The following is a 21,401-nucleotide window of genomic DNA, read 5'->3' as shown; positions in this document are numbered from 1 at the left end:
CAGGGCCGATACACATGAAAACCTATTCTGCGAAGCCGGCAGATATCGAGAAGAGCTGGGTCGTGATCGACGCCGAGGGCGTCGTTCTGGGCCGCCTTGCCTCGATCGTGGCCATGCGCCTGCGCGGCAAGCACAAGCCGTCGTTCACGCCGCACATGGACATGGGCGACAATGTCATCGTCATCAACGCCGACAAGGTGCAGATGACGGGCAAGAAGCGCACCGACAAGACTTACTACTGGCACACCGGCCACCCGGGCGGCATCAAGAACCGCACCGCCGAGCAGATCCTCGACGGCGCCCACCCCGAGCGGGTCGTCACCCAGGCCGTCAAGCGGATGCTTCCGGGCAACAAGCTGGCCCGCAAGCAGATGACCCACCTGCGTGTCTTCGCCGGGGCCGAGCACGGCATGGACGCCCAGAAGCCCGAGGTTCTGGACGTCAAGTCCATGAACACCAAGAACACGCGGAGCGCATACTGATGGCCGATCAAGTCAAATCCCTCGAAGAGCTGGGCCAGGTGGCCGAGGGCGCCGAAACCCCGGCCGTCGAAGAAACCCCGCGCGAGCCCGTTCGCGACAGCCTGGGCCGGTCCTATGCCACGGGCAAGCGCAAGGACGCGGTCGCCCGCGTCTGGATCAAGCCCGGCTCGGGCAAGATGTCGGTGAACGGAAAGGCGCTGAACACCTATTTCGCCCGTCCGGTGCTGCAGATGCTGCTGCGCCAGCCCTTCGACGTGGCCGGTGTCAGCGATCAGTTCGACGTCATGGCCACCGTCAAGGGCGGCGGGCTGTCGGGGCAGGCCGGGGCGGTGCGCCACGGAATCTCCAAGGCGCTGCAACTCTACGATCCGGGGCTGCGTGCCCCGCTCAAGGCCGCCGGGTTCCTGACCCGTGACAGCCGCGTGGTGGAACGCAAGAAGTACGGCCGTGCCAAGGCCCGCCGCAGCTTCCAGTTCTCCAAGCGCTGATCTAGGTCGCCCCGCCGTTTTTCAGGGCCGCCCAGCCGGGCGGCCCTATTTCGTGCCCGGGTTTCAGCCCTCGGCCTGGCCAAAGCACTCCGACACGAGCGCATCGGCCAGCCGCACGATCGGGTCGAGCTTGCGGCTGCGATGAAAGCTGATCCAGACCTCCAGCATTTCCACCGGGCCGTCCGGTGTCAGCCGCTTCAGGTCGGGCCGCGCATCGCCGAACCGCTCGGGAAGGGTCGCGACAAGGTCCGTGCCCATCAGCACGCCCTCCGCGGGCGACAGCCCCTCCATCCGCAGCCGCGTGGGCAGGTCGGCCTGGGTGGTCTGGAACACCTCGACCTGGCGCGCGGCGTCGTCGTAATCGATCGTCAGCCAGCCCGAGGGCGCGCCGTCAAGGCCCGCCCGGACGTAGGGCCGAAGGCCCAGCTCGCCCAGCTTGCGGCAGGTCAGCAGGCCCTGCGTGGGCCGGGTATAGGTCACGGCGACATCCGCCTCGGCATAGGCGATCGAACGATGCCGTATGGTCAGGTCAAGCCCGAGGTCCGGGTGGCGGCGCAGGAAGGCCGGCCCGCAGCCGCTCAGCGCGCTTTGCAGGATCGTCAGCGACACCGTCGCCCGCACCACCGAGCCGGGCGAAGGGGTCATGTCCTGCTGCAACGCGAAGGCATCGAGATCCTGCTCGACGGTCTCGGCCAGCGCGATCAGCCGGCGGCCGGCCTCGGTGGGTTCCCAGGTGTTGGCGTGCTTTATGAAGAGCGACTGGCCCAGTTCCTCGGTCAGCTTCTCGATGCGCCGCGACACCGTGGCCACGTTCGCCGAGAGACTTTCCGCCGCTTTCGTCATGGTCTTGTGTCGGTCCAGCGCGAGGCAGAAACGCAGATCGTCCCAGTTGTGCAGTGCCAAATCGTCGTCTTTCCCGTTTCCCGCGGACCGGTGCCGCGGCGACGAACAACAGGATTTGGCATCCAAGTTTAAGGAAAACCTCACCTTGACTGGCTATAAGGACAGGCCGAATCGCACCGGGCCGACGGGGCATTGATCTTTCCGGCGTTTCTCGGTCCCTTGGGGATGGCAGGTCTTTCGGGAATCGGGGTGCGCATGGCCAGGGCGGCACTGACGGCGGGCGGCAAACGGGGGCTGATACTGGTCAGCCCGCCGTTCCTTTATGCCCTGCTTCTGCTGGCGGTGCCCTTGGCGACGATCCTGCTGTTCAGCTTTTGGACCCAGGATTACCTGGACATCGACACCCGGTTCACCCTCGCCAATTACGTCGAGGCCTTCAATGATCCGCTTTACATGCAACTGCTGCGCCGGTCGTTGCTGATCGCCGGGGCGGTGACCCTCGTGACCGTCGTGCTGGCCTTTCCCATCGCCTATTTCGTCAGCTTCCACGTCGCCCCGGGGCGTAAGTCGCTGTGGCTGTTCCTGATCACCATTCCCTTCTGGACCAGCTACCTGATCCGCGTCTTCCTGTGGAAGGTGATCCTGGGCTACAACGGCGTGCTCAATTCCGGCCTGACCGGACTGGGGCTGATCGACGAGCCGCTGTCGGTCATCCTCTACAATGCCAACGCCGTGGTCATCACCCTGGCCCATGCTTTTGCGCCCTTCGCGATCCTGCCGATCTTTGTGGCGCTGGAAAAAATCGACCGGTCGCTGCTCGAGGCTTCGATGGACCTGGGCGAGACGCGCGCGACCACCTTCCTGCGGGTGACGCTGCCGCTGGCCATGCCGGGCGTGGTCGCGGCCGTGCTGATCGTCTTCATCCCCACCATCGGCGATTATGTCACGCCGCGGCTGGTGGGCGGGCCGGATGGCCTGATGATCGCCAACATGATCCAGACGCAGTTTCTCAAGCTCAACAACGCGCCCATGGGGGCGACGCTGGCGGTGCTGGCCATGCTCTCGGTCACGGCCGTCTCGCTGCTCTTCATCTGGCTCAACCGGCGCTGGCTGCGGGGGCCGAAATGACCGGGCTGCGCGCTTATGCCATCGCCTACCTGGTGTTTCTCTACGCGCCCATCGCGTTGCTGCCGCTCTTTGCCTTCAACGACGCGGATATCATCGCCTTTCCCCTGTCGGGGGCCACGACCCGCTGGTTCGCCGAGCTGACCCAAAGTGCGAGCCTGCTGAACGCGGCGCGCAATTCGCTCATCATCGCCGCCACCACCGCGGTGCTTTCCACTGTGCTGGGCGTCTGTGCCGCGCGCGCGGCCAGCATGGCCGACTGGCCGCTCAAGCGGCCCATGATGGGGCTGATCATGCTTCCGCTGGTCCTGCCCGAGATCATCGTCGCGGTCTCGCTGCTGGTGCTGGTGGTGCAGGTCTTCGGGCTGGGGCTGTCGAACACCACGATCATCGCCGCGCATACGCTGATCTGCATGCCCTTCTCCATCGCCGTGCTCAACGGCGCCTTCCAGAACCTGGACCCGGCCCTGGAAGAGGCCGCGCTCGACCTGGGCGAAACACGGCTGAGCGCCTTTCGGCTGGTGATCCTGCCGCTGGTGATGCCGGGGATCGTCTCGTCGCTGCTGATCGCCTTCACCATCTCGCTGGACGAATTCATCATCGCCTTCTTCCTGTCGGGCGCCAATCCGACCATGCCGGTCTATATCTGGGGCTTGCTGCGCTTTCCCGGGCAGCTGCCGGTGGTGATGGCGCTGGGGACGATCCTTGTGGCGCTGTCGATCGTGCTGCTGATCATCGCCGAGATCATGCGGCGGCGCGGCCTCAAACGCGCCGGTCTCAAGGACAGGGGGGGCTTTCTGTGACGCTGATCAGCCTGGCGGGCGTGAACAAGCATTTCGGCGACTACCACGCCCTGCGCGATATCGACCTGGAGATCCGCGAGGGCGAGTTCTTCTCGCTGTTGGGGCCCTCGGGCTGCGGCAAGACGACCCTGCTGCGCCTCATCGCGGGCTTCGAGGCGCCGGACATCGGCACCCTTCACATCGACGGGCGCGACATGGCCGGGGTGGGGCCGAACCTGCGGCCCACCAACATGGTGTTCCAGTCCTACGCCATCTTCCCGCACCTGACCGTGGCCGAGAACGTGGGCTTCGGCCTGCGCCGCGCGCAGATGGACAAACCCGACAGGGCCCGCGCCGTGGACGAGGCCCTGGAGATGGTCGGCCTTGCGGGCTATGGCATCCGCGCGGCCAATGCGCTCTCGGGCGGCCAGCGCCAGCGCGTTGCCCTGGCCCGCGCGCTGATCCTCAAGCCCAAGGTGCTGCTGCTGGACGAACCCCTTTCGGCGCTGGACAAGAAAATCCGCGAGCAGATGCAGGTGGAACTGATGAAGCTCCAGCGCGAGGTCGGCATCACCTTCATCCTCGTTACCCACGACCAGGAAGAGGCGCTGGTCATGTCCGACCGCATCGCGGTGATGTTCGAGGGCGGCATCGGCCAGCTGAACGACCCCGAGACGCTCTACCGCCGACCCGCCTCGAAACGGGTCGCGGGCTTCATCGGCATGATGAACTTCCTCAACGGCCGGGTCACCGCCACCGGCCCCGAGATCGCGGTCGAGGTCGCGGGGCTCGGCCGTTACCGGGTTCCGGCCGAACAGGCCCCCGGCGGGGTCGAGGAAGGGCCGGTCACGATCGGCATCCGCCCCGAGACGCTCTCGCTGCTCTTCGAGGGCGAACGCACCGACCGGATGGAAGTCGCGGGCCGTGTTGACGAGGTCGTCTACTACGGCGACATGACCTATTACGACGTCGCCGTCGCCGGGATCGACAAACCGCTGACCCTGTCCATGAAGAACCGCATCGGCCGACCGGTGCTGGACGTCGGCAGCCCCACGCGGGTGGCCTGGGACGAACGCTCGCTGGTCCTGCTCGGCCGCTGACCCGCGCCCGCGCCTCTTCTGGCCAAAAATATCCCGGGGTGAATTGGCCGCAGGCCAAGAGGGGCAGCGCCCCTCCTGCACGGCTCAGTCGAGCGCCACCTGATAGCGGATCGCCAGGGTTTCCAGACCGGGGTTGCGCGCTCGAGTATCCGCGTTCGAGCGATGATCGTAGAGCACGCTCACCGTGGCCCCGTTGCCGAACTCGTAGCCCAGCCCGAGGGCCGAGCGGATCTGCAGGGTGCCGCCCAGGTCGGGCCCGTCGCCGGCACTGTAATAGCCCGGCATGATCGAGCCCTCGGCGAACAGCCCGCCCGCGCCGATCTCGAAGCGGGATTTCACGCCCAGTCCGATCCAGCCCGCGCGTTGGTCGGTCACCGACAGCCCGACGGTCGGCTGGAACGGACCATAGGCATGGTTGAGGTCGTAGCCGAGGAAAACCTCCTCGCCGATGCTGTCCTCCTGGAAGATCACGTCGCCGGCCTGCACCGAAAGGCGCGCGGGCGCCGCCTCGCGGGTCAGGCAGCCCTGTGGGCAATGGGTCATTCCCATGTCGAACAGACTGGCAATCAGGTAGATCGCGGCAAGGGTGCCATCCATCGGTGCGCCTCCGGTCCGGGTCTTCCCGTTGGATACCGGTCCTGCGCCCGCCGGGCCAGCCCTTTTTCAGCCCTCGGTGTCCCCCGGATCGGCTTCCGCGTCGGGCCGGATCAGACCCAGCCCGCGCAGGTAGATCCCGATCCCGGTTTCCAGCAGGTCCTCGGGCGGGAAGGGCCCGCGGCTTCCCGGGCTGCCGCGGGCGAAGAGTTCGACCACGCCGTGCGACATGGCCCAGACATGGGCCGAAAACATCTGCGGCGGCGGGCGCTTGTCTTCGGGGATATGCTGCGACAGGTCGGCGGCCGCCTTTTCCAGAACCCCCATGGCCCGGCCGGCGGCGGCGGCCAGCTCCGGCGTGCGCTGGACGGATAGGCCGCTTTCGAACATGGCCACGTAGTGCCCCGGAAAGCGGCGCGCGAAGGCGAGATAGGCGCGCCCCGTAGCCTCGAAACTGGCCAGCGCCGAGGGCTGGCCCTTCTCGTAGGCATGTTCCATCAGGTCGGCGAAGATGACATAGCCCTGCCGGGCGGCCTCGGCGATCAGGTCCTCGCGCCCGTCGAAATGGCGATAGACGGCGGCCGGGGTCACGCCGGCCTCGCGGGCGGCCTCGGACAGGGTAAAGCCGGTCGGGCCCTTTTCCTCGATCAGGCGCAGGGCGCCGTCGACCAGCGCGCGCTTGAGGTCGCCGTGATGATAGCCGCGCTTAGCCATGCCAGAGGTCCGGCCCCCCCGCGATCATGGAATCCACGGGGCCGACCTGCGACAGGTCCTTGCGGTCATAGTCCAGCGCGTGCAGCACCGTGCGGATGGCGTTGACCCGCGCCCGGCGTTTGTCGTCCGAGCGGATGATCGTCCAGGGCGCGTCGGGTTCGTGGGTCAGGGTGAGGGTCTCACTGATGGCGCCGGTGTAGGCTTCCCAGCGTTTCAGCCCCTCGACGTCGATCGCCGACAGCTTCCATTGCTTGAGCGGGTCCTGCTCGCGCTTGAGGAAGCGCTTGAGTTGCGCGGCCCGGTCCACGTTCAGCCAGAACTTGAACAGGTGAATGCCCTCGTCGACCAGCATCTTCTCGAAGGGGCCGACCTGGCGGAACCAATGCGCGCGCTCTTCATCCGTGCAAAAGCCGAAGACCTTTTCGACGACACCGCGGTTGTACCACGACCGATCGAAGAAGACGCATTCGCCCCCTGCGGGCAGGTGGTCGATGTAGCGCTGGAAATACCATTGGGTCGCCTCGGTCTCGGTCGGCTTGGGCAGGGCCACGACACGGGCGCCGCGCGGGTTCATGTAGTCGCGGAACCGCTTGATCGTGCCGCCCTTTCCGGCGGCGTCGCGCCCCTCGAAAACGATGACGACGCGCTGACCGCTGTCCTTGAGCCAGCGCTGCAGCTTGACCAGCTCCACCTGGCAGGCCCGCAGGCGGGCCTTGTAGACCTTCTTTTTCCAGCGTTGGGCATAGGGGTGGTACCTGGACAGGATCTCGCCCTTGCCCCAGTCCTCGATCTCGCGGCGCACCTCGGCGGGGGCCTCGTGCCGGAAATACTGGCTTATGGCCCCATCGAAGGGCAGGTCCCGCATCGCTCTCTCCTGTGTGGACCCCGGGCCGGGGACCGGCGTGAACGTCTGTCTAGACACTCGGTGCCAGCCCGTGAAGCCGATCTATGATCCGCCGGATCAGCGCAAGGTCCTCGAAAACGCCGTGCAGGTCGTCCTCGATATCGTGCATTGGCGTTGTCAGGCTACCGACCTCCAGGAAGGGGCCGCCCCGTTCCAGCGCAAGATAGAAGGAGTCATGCTGGAACCCGGCCCGTATGGCGCGCGCACCCTTTTCGCCACCCTCCGACTCGGCGATCCCAAGCAAGGTTTCGAGGAACCCCGCCGGCATGATCCGCCGGGCCTCGTCCGGATCGTCGGCATAGACCGCGAAGGCGGCCTCGAAAGCGTCATGGTCGAATTCCACTCGCGGCATGCTGCGCCCGCCGCCGAAGGCGAACATTTCTCCCAACTTGTTGCCGAAGCCGCCCAGCTCGCGGGCGATGAAAATGTCCGTCCCCACGGACTCGGGCACGCCGATACGCATCAACAGCCCCTTGAAGATTGTCGTGGTGCTGCTGTCGTTGTCCCCGCCGCCGCCCGAGGACCTGTGCTGGAGTTTCGCCTCGACCAGTTCGAACGGCGTGTCGCGATAGGTGCCTTCCAGCCGGTCTTCCAGGGTCGAGCGATTGTAGTTGCCGATCAGGCCGAGCCCCTGCACGCGGTCGAGCGGGAAGCGCTTGCGCGCCGTCTTGTCGTAGTCAAGGCCACCCAGAAAGCGGCAGATCACCGGCATCACGGTGTCGGCCAGGCGATTGCCCCAGCGGTTCGACTGCCGTGACCAGAGAAACCAGGCGATCAGGCCTCCGAAGACAAGCGCCACGACCGCGCCGACCAACCGACCTTCCCAGTCGTCGGCGCCGATGAGGCTCCAGATCGCCAGTATGCCGCCGATCCCCAGCGGGATGCCCGCATGCCGTTTGGCCTTGCCGAGCAGCGCCTGCCGGTCTGTCTCGATCCGGTCTAGGTCAGGCGCGATCTCGGCCTCGAAAACAGCCGAGAACCCCTCCTCGATCGGTGCCCGTTCTTCAAACTGCATCTCCGCCCTCCTGTTGGCCGACGCCTGGCTCACGCTAGTGGCCGCGCCGCGCGGTGACAAGACGGCCGGTTTACCGCAGCCCGGCGCGGGCAGCGGCGCGGTCGATGGCGGCGCGGGTCGCGTCGGGGGCGGTGTGATGGGGCAGGTGGCCTACCCCTTCAAGCCGGGTCAGCTGGGCCTGCGGCACCTCGAGGATGAATTTCTCGGCATGGATCGACAGGCCGACGGTGGTGTCGGCGGTGCCGTGGATCATCTCGATGGGCAGGGTCAGGGCGTCATAGCGCGGCTGCATCTGCGTGATCTGGTCCAGCAGGGCGACCCGGTGTCTGGCATTGGCACGCAGGCTGACGCGCCGCGCGGCCAGTTCCGCGCCGAGGTAGCTGTCGTAGCCCTCGGGCATCGGCTCCTGGGTGAACACCGTGCGCACCTGGTCGCGGATGTAGGACCGCGGCACCAGCGCGGTGATCAGCGGGACCGCGAGGGCCGACCCGAGCGCCGATCCGTTCACCCGGTAGAGCGCGGGCACATGCCCGTCCCACGGGTGCGTGGGCGAGGAGACCAGCACAAGCCCCACCGCCGCCCCGGGGTGGTTGACCGCCCAGGCCAGCGCCACCGCGCCGCCGTAGCTCTGGCCCAGCACGAGGGGGCGGTCCGCGCCCAGCTGCGCCGCCGCCTTTTGCAGCAGGGCGGCCTGTTCGGCGATCGTCGCGCCGCGGTCGTGCAGCCGTTCGGTGTAGCCCAGCCCGGGCCGGTCAAAGGTGATCACGCGGTAGTCCTGCGCCAGCTTGTCGACCATCCGAAACGAGAAATCCCGCAGGTTCCCCGAGGACCCGTGGATCAGCACCAGGTCGGGACCATCACCCTTGACCAGGGCATGCACGCGGGTGCCGTCCACCTCGATGACCTGGCCCAGCGGCGGGTACTGCGCCTCCCACCGTGCCTCGCGGGCACCGGCGCGCAGATGAACTGCCAGCGCGAGACCGAACAGGATCAGCAACAAAACAAGGAACTTCATGACAGGTCTCCACGCAGGCCGGGTGATCGCAAGATAAGCCCGGCCGCGCCGGGGTCGAGACGCGCCGCAGCGTCAGCGCCGCAGGTCGGACACTTCCTGCCCGATGCGGCCCATGTCGAACGGCGTGGTCAGGTAGATCTCGGAAATCCAGTTGCCATAAAGCAAATGCGCGTGGCTGCGCCAGCGGTTCTGCGGCGCGCGCGCGGGATCGTCGAAGGGAAAATAGTTGACGGGCATCAGCACATCCGCGCCCTCGACCTGCGAGGCGGCTAGGTCGCGGCGGTATTCCTCGTCCAGCGTGGCGCTGTCGTATTCCAGGTGGTTGAAGACGTAGAGCGCCCGGTGCGCCGGGTCCTCGACCAGCGCCGGGCCGACCTCGTCGGAGTGCAGCAGGATGGGCAGGCCCGCGGCCTCGATCTCGGGGCGGCGCATCTCGGTCCAGCGGCTGACGGGCATGACGAAATCATCGGAAAACCCCCTCAGGTAGGGGCTTTGCGGGGCAAAATTCATGTGCCGATAACAGCCGAAAAGCTTTTGCTCCAGCAAATGCTTCTTCACCCCGTGGAAGTAGTGGATCATCGCCATGCCGCCCCAGCAGACCCCGAAGGTGGAATGCACGTGGCTCTGGGTCCATTCGAAAACCTCGCAGAGCTCGTCCCAGTAGGTGACCTCCGCGAAGGGCAGATGCTCGATCGGGGCGCCGGTGATGATCAGCCCGTCGAACTTCTCGTCGCGGACCTCCGCAAATGGGCGATAGAACTCCTCCATGTGATCGGCCGAGGTGTTGCGCGCCTCGTGGCCGGTCATGCGGATCAGGCTGAACTCGATCTGCAGCGGTGTCGCCCCGATCAGGCGCGAGAACTGGATCTCGGTCTGGATCTTGCGGGGCATCAGGTTGAGCAGCGCGATGCGCAAGGGCCGGATGTCCTGCTGGCTGGCCGGACCCTCGCCCATGACCATGACGCCCTCGGTCGAGAGCACGTCATAGGCGGGCAGGGAACGGGGCAGCTTGATGGGCATGTCGGTCTCTTTCGCGGGGTGTCGGGCTCAGCGGGGCGCGTCGAGGGCCGTGGCGATGACTGCCTCGATGTCGGCGGCGTCGCGGGCGCGGGCCATGGCCTCGGCATCGACGGTCACGCCCCAGTTGCGCGCCATTGCGGCATAGCGCGGCTGACGGTGCGCCAGCGCCCGTGCATAGGCCCAGCGGATGAAGGCATCCGGGTCAACGTCGCCCTCTTGCATGTTGTTTTCGCTCAGATATTCCGCCCAGGCCTGCGCCAGGAACTCGGGTTGATAGGACATCGGCTTGGGCGCCCGGTCAAAGCGGCGGATCAACTCGTCGGTATGCGCGTCGCTGCCCTTGATCCAGACCAGCAGGCACTGCGCGGACAGGGCGCGCAGGATCGGGTCGTCGGGGTCGTCGGGGTCGACCCATTCGCAGATCGACCCGCCGGTGTCGCAGACGAAATGCGGGTAGCCGTAGACCTCTTCGGCGCGGGTGATGAAGGCCCCGGTATCCAGCAGCGTGCGTTCCTCGGCATCGCGAAACTCGTCCTGGCGGCGCGTATATTCGGCCATCGGCAGGCCGCCGCGGGCCGGGTCGCCGGGCTTGCCGAGATAGGCCGAAACGGCGGTCAGGTCATCGTCGTGGATATTGGCGGCGATGTGGATGGCATCGGCGCGCAGCATCTCGGCCAGGAAGGGCACCTGCATGGCCTGTTTCTTGAGATTGTCGGCGATGGGCTCGGCCATGTAGCGGGTGCCGATGCGGTAATCCACACTGTAATGGAACCAGTCGCCGGTGCCCGCCAGCATCTTGGACAGATGCGTCTTGCCCAGCCCGGACATGGCGAAAAAGACCACGCGCTTGTGGGCGGCCCGGGTCCAGTCGGCGGCGCTCTCGTAAATCATGGCCCGTGCCTAGCGCGGGCGCGCCCGGGGTCCAAGCCCGAATTGGCCCGCCATGAAAAAGCCCCGCCGGGTGGGGCGGGGCTTTCGGTGTGGTCCTGGTCCGGTCAGTAGGAGTAGGCGACCTTCGCGCCGAGGCCCACGGCCGAGTTGTCGCTGAAGTCGGATCCGATGGTGGTCGTCGCGTCGCCGATGTCGATGTAGCGGATGCCCCCCGACAGTTCGACCCCGTCGGCGATCATGTAGGCCGCGCCCAGCTGGTAGCTGACGTAACCATCCGTCGGGCCGAGGTTGCCGGTCGGCTCTCCGGTGGACTCCTCGTAGCCCACCGAGAAGGAGGCCGAGAGCTTGTCGGTGAACTGCCGCCCGACGCCAAGGGTGTAGGTATAGACGTCGTCGTCGTAGTCGAGGATATCACCCGCGCGGCTGTCGGTCAGCGCGAACCCGTCCCAGGCGACATAGCGGACCGAGCCGAACAGCAGCGTGTCCTGCGCGATGCCGGTCTGGACGTCGAGGTTGACGCTTTCGGGCATGGTGGTGCTGAGGTCGCCCACCGATCCGTCCAGGGCGAGGTCGACCGGGCTGCTGTAGGTCAGCGCCACGCGCAGGGCGATGTCGGGGCGTTCGTAGGCCCCGCCCAGGACATAGCCCATGCCGGTATCGCTGGAATAGGTCGAGGCGTAGGCGGACGATGCCGTCGCGGGCCCTTGCGGGCCGTCCAGATCGGGCACCGCCGGCACGTCGTAGACACCGCTTGCCGTCACCGTGCGGACCCCGCCGTGCAGGCTGAAATTCTCGTCGATCCGGAACCGCAGCAACACCGTAAGCCCAGTGGTGTCGACCTCTGCCTTCGCGCCGGCCAGGGCATAGGCGGTCGTGTCGTCGTAGTCGACGTCGGCGCCATAGGGTTGATCCAGGATGATGGCGAGCGCGGTGCCCTCGAACAGGTCGGTCTTGTAGGCCGCCCCGAACTGCGCGTAGCTGGGGGCCATGTCGCCGGAGGGTGCGCCACCACCCAGAATAGACGGCAGGGCGGAGCTCATGTTGCCGCTGACCGACGGGTTGACCAGGCCGAAGCTCAGCTCGGCATAACTGCCCTCCTCGAAAATTGCGCCGACCGGCTGCCCCGACCGATCGAGCCCGCCGGCACTGGCAAGCCCGGTCGTCATCAATAGCGCGGCGCCCGCGCCGAGTATCTTGTTCATGTCCCTCATCCCTGAACTGGTGTCTCTCCTCGGGCAAACCCTAGGAAGCGCTGGGGCGCTTGGTCAATTCTTGACGCGACGTCAGGTTGATACGGCGTCGCGGCGTCGCGGCGTCACTTTCGCGCGGTGGCGGCGCGTACCGTCGGTCGGGGCTGGCCGTGCGTGATGTTCAGGTAATTGCCCGCGAAGATGAAGGCCGCCCCCAGAAACACGAAGGGGTCGAGCGCCTCGGCGTAGACCAGCGCGCCGACCACGGCGATCACCGGCAGGCGGACGAAGTCGATGGGCATGACCACCGCCGCCGGGGCGATGGACAGCGCCGTTGTCAGGCAGAAATGCGCCAGAAGACCGGCGCAGCCGATCAGCACCAGCCATGGCAGACTGCCGGGCGAGGGTCGGGCGATGGCGCCGTCCGCCCCGGCGCAGATCAGGCCCAGGACCAGCTGCATCGCCGTCAGCCAGAACAGGATGCCGGTGATCGTCGTCCCCCGCGTCAGCCGCCGGGTGAACAGCGCCGACAGGGCAAAGCCCACCGCCGCGCCGGCGGCGGCCAGATGGCCCACCTCCAGCGCCGAGACCCCGGGCCGGGTGACGATCAACACCCCGGCAAACCCGATGGCGGCGGCCAGCGCGCCGGTGCGCGTGATCCGCTCGCCCAGCACCAGCGGGGCCAGCAGGATCACCCAGATGGGCGAGGTGAACTCCAGCGCGAAGACCTGCGCCAGCGGGATCGCCGCGATCGCGAAGAACCACAGGTTCTGGCCCGCGAAATGCGCGATGTTGCGCAGGGCGTGCAGGCCCAGCCGGTCGGTCGTGATCTGGCCGCGCGTGCCCGCCAGGCTGCTGACAAGAAGCACCAGCACAACGCCGACGGCCGAGCGGTAGAGCATGATCTCGAAGGTGTCGAGCTCGACGCTGACTGCGCGCCCAGCGACGGCCATCGAGGTGAAGGACGCGATGGCGCCGGCCATCCAGAGCGCCGCGCGCAGGGCCTCGGGCAAGAGGGCCGCCGCGCGGGTCATTCCCACTCGATGGTGCCGGGGGGCTTGGAGGTCACGTCATAGGTGACGCGGTTGATGCCCTTGACCTCGTTGATGACGCGCGTGGCGGTCTCGCCCAGAAAGTCGTGATCGAAGGGGTAGTAATCGGCCGTCATGCCGTCGACGGAGGTCACCGCGCGCAGGGCGCAGGCATAGTCATACGTGCGCCCGTCGCCCATCACGCCCACGGTGCGCACCGGCAGGATGGCGACATAGGCCTGCCATATCTTGTCATACAGCCCGTGCTTGCGGATCTGGTCGATGTAGACGGCGTCGGCCTTGCGCAGAATCTCCAGCTTGTCGCGGGTGATCTCGCCGGGGCAGCGGATGGCCAGGCCGGGGCCGGGGAAGGGGTGGCGGCCGATAAAACTGGCCGGCAGGCCCAGCTCGTGGCCCAGCGCGCGGACCTCGTCCTTGAACAGCTCGCGCAGCGGTTCGACCAGCTCCAGGCCCATCTTGTCGGGCAGGCCGCCCACGTTGTGGTGCGACTTGATGGTCACGCTCGGCCCGCCGGAAAAGCTGACCGACTCGATGACATCGGGGTAGAGCGTGCCCTGCGCGAGGAAATCCGCCCCCGCGATATCGCCGGCATGTTTCTGGAAGACGTCGATGAACAATCGCCCGATGATCTTGCGCTTTGTTTCGGGGTCGGAAACACCGTCCAACTCGCCCAGGAACAATTCGGCCTCGTCGGCGTGGATCAGCGGGATGTTGTAGTGGTCGCGGAACATGGTGACGACCTCGTCGGCCTCGCCCTGGCGCAGCAACCCGTGATCGACGAAGACGCAGGTCAGCTGGTCGCCGATGGCCTCGTGCAGCAGCACCGCGGCGACGGAACTGTCCACCCCGCCCGACAGCCCGCAGATCACCTTGCTGTCGCCCACCTGCGCGCGGATCTTCGCGATGGCCTCGGCGCGGTAGGCCTGCATGGTCCAGTCGCCCGCAAAGCCCGCGTTGCGCACGAAATTCTCGTAGAGGGTCTTGCCGTTGGGGGTGTGGTGCACCTCGGGGTGGAACTGCACCGCGTAGAAGCCCCTATCCAGGTCCGCGGTGATGGCGAAGGGCGCGCCGGGCGAGGTGCCCAGCACCTCGAAGCCCGGGGCCAGCTTCGAGACATGGTCGCCGTGGCTCATCCAGACCTGCTCGCGCCCCGAGCCGTCCATGAACCAGCCGTTGAGGAAATCCGGTCGGGTCCCCTCGGCCGGGGTGACCCAGGCGCGGCCGAACTCGGCGGTGGCGGCCGCGCCGGCCTCGACGGTGCCGCCGAGGTCCTGCATCATCACCTGCTGGCCATAACAGATCCCCAGGATCGGCACGCCCAGCTCGTATACCGCTCGCGGCGGGCGCGGGCTTCCCGCGCGCATCACCGAATCCGGCCCGCCCGAGAAAATCACCGCCCGCGGCGCGAAATCATCGAGGAAGGCCTCGGTGACGGCCTGGAAGGGGTGAATCTCGCAATAGACATTCAATTCCCGCAGCCGCCGCGCGATCAGTTGCGTGACCTGGCTGCCGAAGTCGATGATTAGGAGGCGTCTGTGCCGATCGGAGATACTAGAGGCGTTATCTGTCATGCCGCTCGGATAGGCACGATCGCACTGGCAGGCAAGCGCAAAGCGTGGTGGCCCCGCACAAACGGCTGGGGCCACCACGCGATCTTGGCGTCGATCAGAACGAGTAGATGATCGCCGCCTCCAGTTCGTTGAAGGACGAACTCACGTCAGGATAGACTTGATCTGTCTGAAAATCCTGCCCGTCGAAGGTATAGCGGTTGATACCGATCCGGCCGCGAAGGCGCTCTTTGAATGCCCGTTCCACGCCGATGCCGAACACCGTCCCGTTCAGCCGGTTGACTTCGCCCTCCGGTCCGCTGCCGTCGTCGACAAATCCGTCGGCATCGCCCGCGGCGACCCCAGCCAACCCGTAGATGAGTGTATCTGAAGAGGCGAGGTAACCGCCGCGCAGACGCAGCGACCCGACAGTCGAGAATTCGAGCGCGCATTCGAAATCCGGGTTGTTGCACTCCTCGGTGCCGTGGAGCCTGCTGGCCGACAGCGCCAGTTCGGCACCATACACAAATTTAGAGTTCTGGAAGTTGTATCCGACTAGACCGCCGACACCGGGGCCACTCAATTCGCCCTCGCCGTCGCCTGGGAAGATAGCGTCGTTCCCATAGACTCCCGACCCAAAAGACAAGATCCCCCCGACATAGGCGCCGGACCAGTCCATGACGGTGTCCAGTTCGGGGGTCGAGGTGGCGGGGTCGGATGTCGCCTCATCTGCCGATTCGGCTAATACCGCCCCACTCGCCAGTCCGAACGCGAAAAGTGTCGTGGTAAGCAATTTCATGGCATCCCCCAGAAATATGGTAACTATTCTATTTAGTCTCATCCTTTCGCGCACGGGGCAACGCCTTCGTCCGCCTAAATGTTTGGATGTGATGACAATATCACAGCCCGTATGTCGCTTTCGCACCCAAAGGGGCGCAAATCCGATCCATCCGCAGCGCGCAGGGGGTTATCACCCGCCCAAGGCAACGAGACCAGGGAGACTCGGCATGAGCGACGCAAGCACGGCACGGGCAGGGCGCAGGGGCCGCGGTGGTGGCGGGGCCGCGCGGCGGGCACAGCGCTCGGCGGTCAGTTTCGAGACGGCGAAATACATCGAACGCAACGTTCCCAACTTCGAGGTCCTCACCGAGGAGGCCATCGCGGTGATCGAGGCCAATGCCGAGCAGGTCCTCGAAGAGATCGGCGTGGCCTTCGTGGACAACCCGCAGGCGCTCGAGCGCTGGCGCGCCGCCGGGGCCGAGGTCACCGGCGAGCGGGTCCGCATCCCCCGCGGGCTGGCGCGCGAGCTGATCAAGACCGCGCCCTCCGAGTTCACCCAGCACGCCCGCAACCCCGAGCGCAGCGTGGTCATCGGCGGGCGCAACCTGGTGCTGGCGCCGATCTACGGCCCGCCCTTCGTGCGCGACGTGGACGGCGGGCGCCGATATGCCACGATGGACGACTTCCACAAGTTCGTGAAGCTGGCCTACATGTCGAAGTGGCTGCACCACTCGGGCGGGACAGTCTGCGAACCCACCGACGTGGCGGTCAACAAGCGCCACCTGGACATGCTGCTGGCGCACATGACCCTGTCGGACAAGCCCTTCATGGGCTCGGTCACCGATCCCGACCGGGCGCGTGACAGCATCGAGATGGCCGAGATCCTGTTCGGCGCCGACTTCGTCGACACCAACACGGTCATGACCTCGCTGATCAACATAAACTCGCCGCTGACGTTTGATGCGACCATGATGGGCGCGCTGGAAGCCTATGCCGCCAAGAACCAGGCCGCGATCATCAGCCCCTTCATCGTCGGCGGGGCCATGGCGCCGGTCTCGGTGGCGGGGACGCTGACGCAGGTCCTGGCCGAGGTCATGGCCGGCGTCGCCTACAGCCAGCTTATCCGGCCCGGGGCGCCGGCGATCTTCGGCACCTTCGTGACCTCGATCGACATGAACTCGGGCGCGCCCACCTTCGGCACGCCCGAAGCGGCCAAGATCACCTACGGCGCGGGGCAACTGGCGCGGCGGCTGGGACTGCCCTACCGCTCGGCGGGGTCGTTCAACGGGTCGAAACTGCCCGACGCGCAGGCCGGCTACGAGACCGCCAACAGCCTGAACGTCGGGCTTCTGGCCGGGGTCAACTTCATGCTGCATTCCTGCGGTTGGCTGGAAGGCGGCCTTGTCGCCGACTTCGAGAAATTCGTCATGGACGCCGACCAGCTGGGTGCGCTGCACGGCATCGCCAAAGGCGTCGACATCGACGAGAACGCCCAGGCCATGGATGCCCTGCGCGAGGTCGGCCCGGGCGGGCACTACCTCGGCTGCGCCCATACCCAGTCCAATTTCAAGTCCGCCTTCTGGCGGTCCGACGTGCTGGACTACAAGCCCTTCGAGACCTGGGACGAGGAAGGCGGGCGCGACACCCGCCAACTCGCAAGGGTGCGGGTCGAGAAGCTGCTGGCCGACTACCAGCAGCCAGCCCTCGACCCGGCGATCAACGAGGCGCTGCACGCCTACGTGGCCGCCAAGAAGGACAGCATGCCCGACGCTTTCGGCTGAACCCTCAGCCCATGGGCTGCAGCCTGCGGCGCGATCGCCGGATCGCCCGCAGGGCGGCCGCCTCGGACATCAGCGCGATCAGCACCTCGACGTGCCGGGCGATCGAATAGGCCGCCCGGTCCTGCCGGCGCTGGCAATCCAGCGCCGCCTCGATGTCCAGAAGCTGGACCACCGCGTCGCTTGACCGCGGCGGCACCTCGGCCCTTAGCACCCGGCGAAGGTGGCGATTTCGGCAGTAATCCGTTAACCCTTGGCGCGCGGTCTGCACCAGGATCAGCGGTCTTTCGAGGCGCGAAACGCGTGTCAGAACATCTTCCATGACGATCTCCCAGTTGATTTTCAACGCTTATATCACAACCGGAACGTGTGTTGCGTGTGGATAACAACGGGCGAACGCGCCGTTAACAATCGTTTACGATTTGGAAACCATGCTTTCAAACTGTGGATAATGTTTCCGCAAGAGGAACGGTGTCCCGGGTGGGTATGGGCCGGACAGGCCGCGCGCGTTGCGCGGCAAGGATGGGAACGGACAATGTCATTTGAACACAAGTCGTCGGTGTCACTGCCGACCTGGGTGCCGGACCATGTCCGGCATTATCTTCTGCACACCGTCTACGGACAGTCGATCCGGGCGCTGGCGCGTCGGGCCGACTGCCATGCCTCGACGATCATGCGACAGGTGCGCAAGGTCGAACAGCGCCGCGAGGACCCCCTTATCGACGAGGCGCTGCGCGTACTGGCCTCGGAAGGGGCGGGCGGTGCGGCGGCGGTGTCGAACCTGGAACAGTTGCAGGCGCTGCGGCGCCTGGGCGAGCCCGGTGCGCTGCTGGCCGTGGCCGCGGATATGGGCCGCGGCGTGGTCGTTCGCGACGGGGCGGGCGACGCGCCCGAGCAAAGCGCGCCGCTCGACCTGCGCGTGGCCCGGGCGCTGGCCCTGCGCGACTTCCTCGATCCCGGGGCGTTGGGGGGGCGCATCGTGCGCTACCGGATCTCGCATACCGGGCGAGCGGCGCTGCGCGACCTGATCGCGCGCTCGGAAAACCGCGCCCGCGAGATGGCCGAGGCCCAGACCCCCTTTGCCCATGCCCCCGGCGCGGCCGCCGCCGAAGACGACGACATGCCACAGCGCAGCACCCGGCTGGCGGCGGCCGACAGCCCGGTGCGCGCGCTGGCCAGACGCAAGGACAAGTTCGGCGACCCATTCCTGACCGCCGAGATGGTGCGCGCCGCCGAACGCCTGCGCGAGGATTTCGAAATCGCCCATGTCGGCCAGTCGGTCAGCCAAGACTGGCAGGCGCTCATGACCGGTCCGCACAAGGGCCACGGCGCTGGTACGGGCGGCCGGCTGGACGTGCAGGCGCGCGTCGCCGCCGCCTTCGAGGCGCTGGGACCCGGACTGGCCGAAGTGGTCTATCGCACCTGCTGCCTGCTCGACGGGCTTGAGACCACCGAACAGCGCATGGGCTGGTCGGCCCGCTCGGGCAAGATCGTGCTGCGCATCGCGCTGGACCGGCTGGTCGAACATTACCGCCAGACCGGCCAGCTTCACGCGCGCTACGGCTAGCACCGGGGGCCGAGAAATGCGCCCGGCGCAACGCGGGGTTTCATTGCTTTTTTCGCGCGACCGGCCTACCTCTAACGAGACAGACGCAGGAGGAGGCTCAAGTGCGCGACCTGAACATCCCCGAAACCAGGCACCCGGAAAAGGCGCATCGCGCCGACAATGCCCAGCCGCGCAAGCCCGACTGGATCCGCGTCAAGGCCCCAACCTCCAAGGGCTACCGCGAAACCCACGAGATCATCCGCGAGAACGGCCTCGTCACGGTCTGCGAAGAGGCCGGCTGTCCCAACGCGGGCGAATGCTGGTCGCAGGGGCACGCCACCATGATGATCATGGGCGAGGTCTGCACCCGCGGCTGCACCTTCTGCAACGTCGCCACGGGGCGGCCCGATGCGCTCGACGTCTTCGAGCCGGGGCGCGTGGCCGACGCGGTGCAGAAACTGGGCCTCAACCACGTCGTCATCACCTCCGTTGACCGTGACGACCTTGACGACGGCGGGGCCGAGCATTTCGCCATGACCATCCGCGCCATCCGCAAGCGCTCGCCCGGCACCACGATCGAAATCCTGACGCCGGATTTCCTGAAATGCCCGCCCTCGGCGCTGGAAACGGTGGTGGAGTCGAAACCGGATGTTTTCAACCACAACCTGGAAACCGTGCCGGGCCTCTACCAGGAGGTCCGCCCGGGCGCGCGCTATTTCCACAGTCTGCGCCTGTTGCAGCGGGTCAAGGACCTGGACCCGACGATGTTCACCAAGTCCGGCATCATGGTGGGGCTGGGCGAAGAGCGCCCGCAGGTTTTGCAGGTCATGGACGACATGCGCAGCGCCGACGTGGATTTCCTGACCATCGGGCAGTACCTGCAGCCCACGCCCAAGCACCACGCGGTGGCGCGTTTCGTCCACCCCGATGAATTCGCGTCCTACGAAAAGGCCGCCTACGGCAAGGGGTTCCTCATGGTCTCGGCGACGCCTCTGACCCGGTCGAGCTATCACGCCGGCGACGATTTCGCCCGCCTGCGCGAGAACCGTCTGAAAAAGCTGGGCGAAGCGGCCGTCTAGGGTAGGGCCACCAGGTAGGCGGCGATCGCCGCGCGGTCGTCCTCGGGCAACCGGCTGGTGTTCTCGATGACCGAGACCATGCTGCCGCCGGCCGTGTCGAACTCGGGTGTGAAGCCGCTTTCGAGGTAGGCCGCGATATCGGCCGCCGACCAGCCCAGCCCCGCGGGCGTGATATCGGGGATACGGCCGTCGCCCTCGGGGTTGTCGGCCCCCGACAGCCAGTTGTCCCGGTCCAACCCGCCAAGGGCGTTGCGCGGCGTGTGGCATTCGCCGCAATGGCCCAGCGCCTCGACCAGATAGCGGCCGCGCGCCACCTCGCTGTCCAGCTCGCCCGTCACCACCCAGTCGTCCCGCGCGTACAGCCGCTTCCAGCCGCCCAGGCTGCGGCGGATGTTGAAGGGAAAGCCGATCTCGTGCGGCTGGCTGGGCGTGGCGTCGGCGGGAAGGGTGCGCATGTAGGCGATCAGGTCGGCGATGTCCTCGCGCTCGGCCCTGGCGTAGGCGGTATAGGGAAAGGCGGGGTAGTAGTGCGCGCCCTCGGGCGAGATCCCGCGCTGGATCGCGTTCGCCAGCTCCAGGTCGGACCAGCCCCCGATGCCATGCGCGGGATCGGTCGAGATATTGGGGGCCACGAAGGTGCCGAAGTCGGTCTCGAACCGCTGGCCCCCGGCCAGGACGGGCGGGCCGTCGGCCTCCTCAACCCCGGGCGCGGTGTGGCAGGACGCGCAGCCGGCGGCGATGAAGACCTGCTCGCCCGCCGCCGCATCACCGTCCAGCCCCGCCAGGTGATCAGTCGGCAACGGATCGGGCGCGGTCAGCCACCAGCCAACCGCGCCCCCGGCGACGGCCAGCGCCGCCGCCCATCTCAGCACCGGCGCGACCACGGATCAGTCGTCGCTTTCGCGGTAGTCCTCGTGGCAGGCGCCGCAGGCCCCGCCAAGCCCGCCCATCGCGCCCTTGAGCGCGCCGAGGCCCTGGCCGGCGGCGTCTTCCATCGCACCGGCGGCCATGACCAGATCCTCGGATTTGGACATTACGTCGTCGAGGTTCTCCCAAATGGCCGGCAGCGCCTTGGACCCTTCGACGGAGTTGTCCGACCCTTCGGGCCAGTAGGTGGACTGGTCCAGCTTCGACAGCGCGGCGATGTTCGAGGCCGCGGCGCTGGCCTCCTCGGCGTCATAGGGAATCCGCTCGCGGGCCATCCCGCCGAGCACGCCGATGTTGTGGGCGTAAAGCTGCATATGGGCCTGGCGAGCCTTCATGGCGCCGGCGATGGCCGGGTCGACGTGGGAGTCGGCCAAGGCGGTCGTGCCAAGGCCGGTGAGGCTCAGAACGGTAAGGGCAGTCGCAAGGGGTTTCACGGCAAGACTCCTGATTCAATCAGTTTCGATGACTTCGACGATACCTGTGAGTAAACTCCAAGCCACTCCCAAATTTCGCGCAAGGGGTCCGATTC

General features: G+C 66.9%; 23 protein-coding genes. 8 read left to right on the top strand and 15 right to left on the bottom strand.

Annotated elements, in window-relative coordinates:
• The first annotated feature begins 14 nt into the window (after positions 1 to 14).
• Positions 15 to 482 (top strand): 50S ribosomal protein L13, encoded by a 468-nt coding sequence (gene rplM / locus BU124_RS00590; protein ID WP_084860495.1) that lies wholly within the window; start codon positions 15 to 17, stop codon positions 480 to 482.
• Complete coding sequence (gene rpsI / locus BU124_RS00585; protein WP_084860494.1) at positions 482 to 970, top strand: 30S ribosomal protein S9; 489 nt, start codon at positions 482 to 484, stop codon at positions 968 to 970. The genes rplM and rpsI overlap by 1 nt, the downstream gene beginning before the upstream one ends.
• A 63-nt stretch (positions 971 to 1,033) precedes the next feature.
• Here rpsI and BU124_RS00580 read toward each other — a convergent pair whose 3' ends face one another.
• Positions 1,034 to 1,873, bottom strand: a complete 840-nt coding sequence (locus tag BU124_RS00580) for a LysR family transcriptional regulator (RefSeq protein WP_084860493.1) — start codon at positions 1,871 to 1,873, stop codon at positions 1,034 to 1,036.
• Positions 1,874 to 2,068: 195 nt separating this feature from the next.
• On the opposite strand from BU124_RS00580, the gene BU124_RS00575 reads away from it, so the two are divergent.
• The 3 genes from BU124_RS00575 to BU124_RS00565 are packed head-to-tail and all read left to right on the top strand — an operon-like array spanning position 2,069 to position 4,820.
• The gene (locus tag BU124_RS00575; RefSeq protein WP_084860676.1) at positions 2,069 to 2,941 is read left to right on the top strand and encodes an ABC transporter permease; all 873 of its coding nucleotides are present in this window, start codon (positions 2,069 to 2,071) and stop codon (positions 2,939 to 2,941) included.
• The gene (locus BU124_RS00570) at positions 2,938 to 3,741 is read left to right on the top strand and encodes an ABC transporter permease (RefSeq protein WP_084860492.1); all 804 of its coding nucleotides are present in this window, start codon (positions 2,938 to 2,940) and stop codon (positions 3,739 to 3,741) included. The genes BU124_RS00575 and BU124_RS00570 overlap by 4 nt, the downstream gene beginning before the upstream one ends.
• Positions 3,742 to 3,743: 2 nt before the next feature.
• Complete coding sequence (locus BU124_RS00565; RefSeq protein WP_084860675.1) at positions 3,744 to 4,820, top strand: ABC transporter ATP-binding protein; 1,077 nt, start codon at positions 3,744 to 3,746, stop codon at positions 4,818 to 4,820.
• A gap of 84 nt (positions 4,821 to 4,904) precedes the next feature.
• Here the strand turns inward: BU124_RS00565 and BU124_RS00560 are convergent, their stop codons facing one another.
• The 11 genes from BU124_RS00560 to BU124_RS00510 all read right to left on the bottom strand — a co-directional run bounded on the left by BU124_RS00560 (position 4,905) and on the right by BU124_RS00510 (position 15,561).
• Positions 4,905 to 5,417, bottom strand: a complete 513-nt coding sequence (locus BU124_RS00560; RefSeq protein ID WP_084860491.1) for an acyloxyacyl hydrolase — start codon at positions 5,415 to 5,417, stop codon at positions 4,905 to 4,907.
• A gap of 66 nt (positions 5,418 to 5,483) precedes the next feature.
• Positions 5,484 to 6,128 carry a TetR/AcrR family transcriptional regulator gene (locus BU124_RS00555; RefSeq protein ID WP_084860490.1) on the bottom strand — a complete coding sequence of 215 codons (645 nt, stop codon included), beginning with the start codon at positions 6,126 to 6,128 and terminating at the stop codon, positions 5,484 to 5,486.
• Positions 6,121 to 6,993: a polyphosphate kinase 2 gene (gene ppk2, locus BU124_RS00550; RefSeq protein WP_084860489.1), complete on the bottom strand. Its 873-nt coding sequence runs from the start codon at positions 6,991 to 6,993 to the stop codon at positions 6,121 to 6,123. The genes BU124_RS00555 and ppk2 overlap by 8 nt, the downstream gene beginning before the upstream one ends.
• A gap of 49 nt (positions 6,994 to 7,042) precedes the next feature.
• Positions 7,043 to 8,047 (bottom strand): DUF3137 domain-containing protein, encoded by a 1,005-nt coding sequence (locus tag BU124_RS00545; protein WP_084860488.1) that lies wholly within the window; start codon positions 8,045 to 8,047, stop codon positions 7,043 to 7,045.
• A gap of 70 nt (positions 8,048 to 8,117) precedes the next feature.
• Positions 8,118 to 9,062 (bottom strand): alpha/beta fold hydrolase, encoded by a 945-nt coding sequence (locus BU124_RS00540; protein WP_084860487.1) that lies wholly within the window; start codon positions 9,060 to 9,062, stop codon positions 8,118 to 8,120.
• 72 nt (positions 9,063 to 9,134) lie between these two features.
• Positions 9,135 to 10,082, bottom strand: a complete 948-nt coding sequence (locus BU124_RS00535) for a homoserine O-succinyltransferase (protein ID WP_084860486.1) — start codon at positions 10,080 to 10,082, stop codon at positions 9,135 to 9,137.
• A 27-nt stretch (positions 10,083 to 10,109) separates the two neighbouring features.
• Positions 10,110 to 10,973 (bottom strand): ATPase, encoded by an 864-nt coding sequence (locus tag BU124_RS00530; RefSeq protein WP_084860485.1) that lies wholly within the window; start codon positions 10,971 to 10,973, stop codon positions 10,110 to 10,112.
• A 104-nt stretch (positions 10,974 to 11,077) separates the two neighbouring features.
• Positions 11,078 to 12,175 carry an outer membrane protein transport protein gene (locus tag BU124_RS00525; protein ID WP_084860484.1) on the bottom strand — a complete coding sequence of 366 codons (1,098 nt, stop codon included), beginning with the start codon at positions 12,173 to 12,175 and terminating at the stop codon, positions 11,078 to 11,080.
• A 113-nt stretch (positions 12,176 to 12,288) separates the two neighbouring features.
• Positions 12,289 to 13,197, bottom strand: coding sequence for a DMT family transporter (locus BU124_RS00520; protein WP_084860483.1), 909 nt, complete (start codon positions 13,195 to 13,197; stop codon positions 12,289 to 12,291).
• Positions 13,194 to 14,786, bottom strand: coding sequence for a glutamine-hydrolyzing GMP synthase (gene guaA, locus BU124_RS00515; RefSeq protein WP_084860482.1), 1,593 nt, complete (start codon positions 14,784 to 14,786; stop codon positions 13,194 to 13,196). Before guaA ends, BU124_RS00520 begins: the two co-directional genes overlap by 4 nt.
• A 94-nt stretch (positions 14,787 to 14,880) precedes the next feature.
• Positions 14,881 to 15,561: an outer membrane protein gene (locus BU124_RS00510; RefSeq protein ID WP_179141830.1), complete on the bottom strand. Its 681-nt coding sequence runs from the start codon at positions 15,559 to 15,561 to the stop codon at positions 14,881 to 14,883.
• A gap of 208 nt (positions 15,562 to 15,769) precedes the next feature.
• Here BU124_RS00510 and BU124_RS00505 point away from each other — a divergent pair, with 208 nt between their 5' ends.
• Positions 15,770 to 17,323, top strand: coding sequence for a trimethylamine methyltransferase family protein (locus tag BU124_RS00505; protein WP_084860480.1), 1,554 nt, complete (start codon positions 15,770 to 15,772; stop codon positions 17,321 to 17,323).
• A gap of 4 nt (positions 17,324 to 17,327) precedes the next feature.
• Here the strand turns inward: BU124_RS00505 and BU124_RS00500 are convergent, their stop codons facing one another.
• Positions 17,328 to 17,642 carry a DUF6477 family protein gene (locus BU124_RS00500; protein ID WP_084860674.1) on the bottom strand — a complete coding sequence of 105 codons (315 nt, stop codon included), beginning with the start codon at positions 17,640 to 17,642 and terminating at the stop codon, positions 17,328 to 17,330.
• 213 nt (positions 17,643 to 17,855) lie between these two features.
• Here BU124_RS00500 and BU124_RS14695 point away from each other — a divergent pair, with 213 nt between their 5' ends.
• Both BU124_RS14695 and lipA read left to right on the top strand, forming a co-directional pair.
• Complete coding sequence (locus BU124_RS14695; RefSeq protein WP_084860479.1) at positions 17,856 to 18,887, top strand: DUF6456 domain-containing protein; 1,032 nt, start codon at positions 17,856 to 17,858, stop codon at positions 18,885 to 18,887.
• Between the two features lie 101 nt (positions 18,888 to 18,988).
• Positions 18,989 to 19,945: a lipoyl synthase gene (gene lipA / locus BU124_RS00490; RefSeq protein WP_084860478.1), complete on the top strand. Its 957-nt coding sequence runs from the start codon at positions 18,989 to 18,991 to the stop codon at positions 19,943 to 19,945.
• On the opposite strand, the gene BU124_RS00485 is transcribed toward lipA, so the two are convergent.
• Entirely contained in the window at positions 19,942 to 20,829 is an 888-nt protein-coding gene (locus tag BU124_RS00485; RefSeq protein ID WP_245831564.1) for a cytochrome c, read from the bottom strand. The two genes, lipA and BU124_RS00485, sit on opposite strands and share 4 nt — an antisense overlap.
• A gap of 3 nt (positions 20,830 to 20,832) precedes the next feature.
• Entirely contained in the window at positions 20,833 to 21,306 is a 474-nt protein-coding gene (locus BU124_RS00480; protein ID WP_245831563.1) for a c-type cytochrome, read from the bottom strand.
• Positions 21,307 to 21,401: the final 95 nt, after the last annotated feature.

It is taken from the genome of Salibaculum halophilum (assembly GCF_002094885.1).
GTDB classification, from domain to species: domain Bacteria; phylum Pseudomonadota; class Alphaproteobacteria; order Rhodobacterales; family Rhodobacteraceae; genus Salibaculum; species Salibaculum halophilum.
Note: the sequence above shows the minus strand (reverse complement) of the source record. Positions and strands in the feature narration are given on the sequence as shown.

Bases quoted from the DNA above. Each gene is read 5' to 3' on its own strand.
- ppk2 (WP_084860489.1), bottom strand. From the start codon at position 6,993: ATGCGGGACCTGCCCTTCGATGGGGCCATAAGCCAGTATTTCCGGCAC.
- BU124_RS00525 (WP_084860484.1), bottom strand. From the start codon at position 12,175: ATGAACAAGATACTCGGCGCGGGCGCCGCGCTATTGATGACGACCGGG.
- BU124_RS00545 (WP_084860488.1), bottom strand. From the start codon at position 8,047: ATGCAGTTTGAAGAACGGGCACCGATCGAGGAGGGGTTCTCGGCTGTT.
- BU124_RS00520 (WP_084860483.1), bottom strand. From the start codon at position 13,197: ATGACCCGCGCGGCGGCCCTCTTGCCCGAGGCCCTGCGCGCGGCGCTC.
- BU124_RS00505 (WP_084860480.1), top strand. From the start codon at position 15,770: ATGAGCGACGCAAGCACGGCACGGGCAGGGCGCAGGGGCCGCGGTGGT.
- BU124_RS00575 (WP_084860676.1), top strand. From the start codon at position 2,069: ATGGCCAGGGCGGCACTGACGGCGGGCGGCAAACGGGGGCTGATACTG.
- guaA (WP_084860482.1), bottom strand. From the start codon at position 14,786: ATGACAGATAACGCCTCTAGTATCTCCGATCGGCACAGACGCCTCCTA.
- BU124_RS00500 (WP_084860674.1), bottom strand. From the start codon at position 17,642: ATGGAAGATGTTCTGACACGCGTTTCGCGCCTCGAAAGACCGCTGATC.
- BU124_RS14695 (WP_084860479.1), top strand. From the start codon at position 17,856: ATGTCATTTGAACACAAGTCGTCGGTGTCACTGCCGACCTGGGTGCCG.
- BU124_RS00540 (WP_084860487.1), bottom strand. From the start codon at position 9,062: ATGAAGTTCCTTGTTTTGTTGCTGATCCTGTTCGGTCTCGCGCTGGCA.
- BU124_RS00510 (WP_179141830.1), bottom strand. From the start codon at position 15,561: ATGAAATTGCTTACCACGACACTTTTCGCGTTCGGACTGGCGAGTGGG.
- BU124_RS00530 (WP_084860485.1), bottom strand. From the start codon at position 10,973: ATGATTTACGAGAGCGCCGCCGACTGGACCCGGGCCGCCCACAAGCGC.
- BU124_RS00570 (WP_084860492.1), top strand. From the start codon at position 2,938: ATGACCGGGCTGCGCGCTTATGCCATCGCCTACCTGGTGTTTCTCTAC.
- rplM (WP_084860495.1), top strand. From the start codon at position 15: ATGAAAACCTATTCTGCGAAGCCGGCAGATATCGAGAAGAGCTGGGTC.
- BU124_RS00555 (WP_084860490.1), bottom strand. From the start codon at position 6,128: ATGGCTAAGCGCGGCTATCATCACGGCGACCTCAAGCGCGCGCTGGTC.
- BU124_RS00560 (WP_084860491.1), bottom strand. From the start codon at position 5,417: ATGGATGGCACCCTTGCCGCGATCTACCTGATTGCCAGTCTGTTCGAC.
- rpsI (WP_084860494.1), top strand. From the start codon at position 482: ATGGCCGATCAAGTCAAATCCCTCGAAGAGCTGGGCCAGGTGGCCGAG.
- BU124_RS00535 (WP_084860486.1), bottom strand. From the start codon at position 10,082: ATGCCCATCAAGCTGCCCCGTTCCCTGCCCGCCTATGACGTGCTCTCG.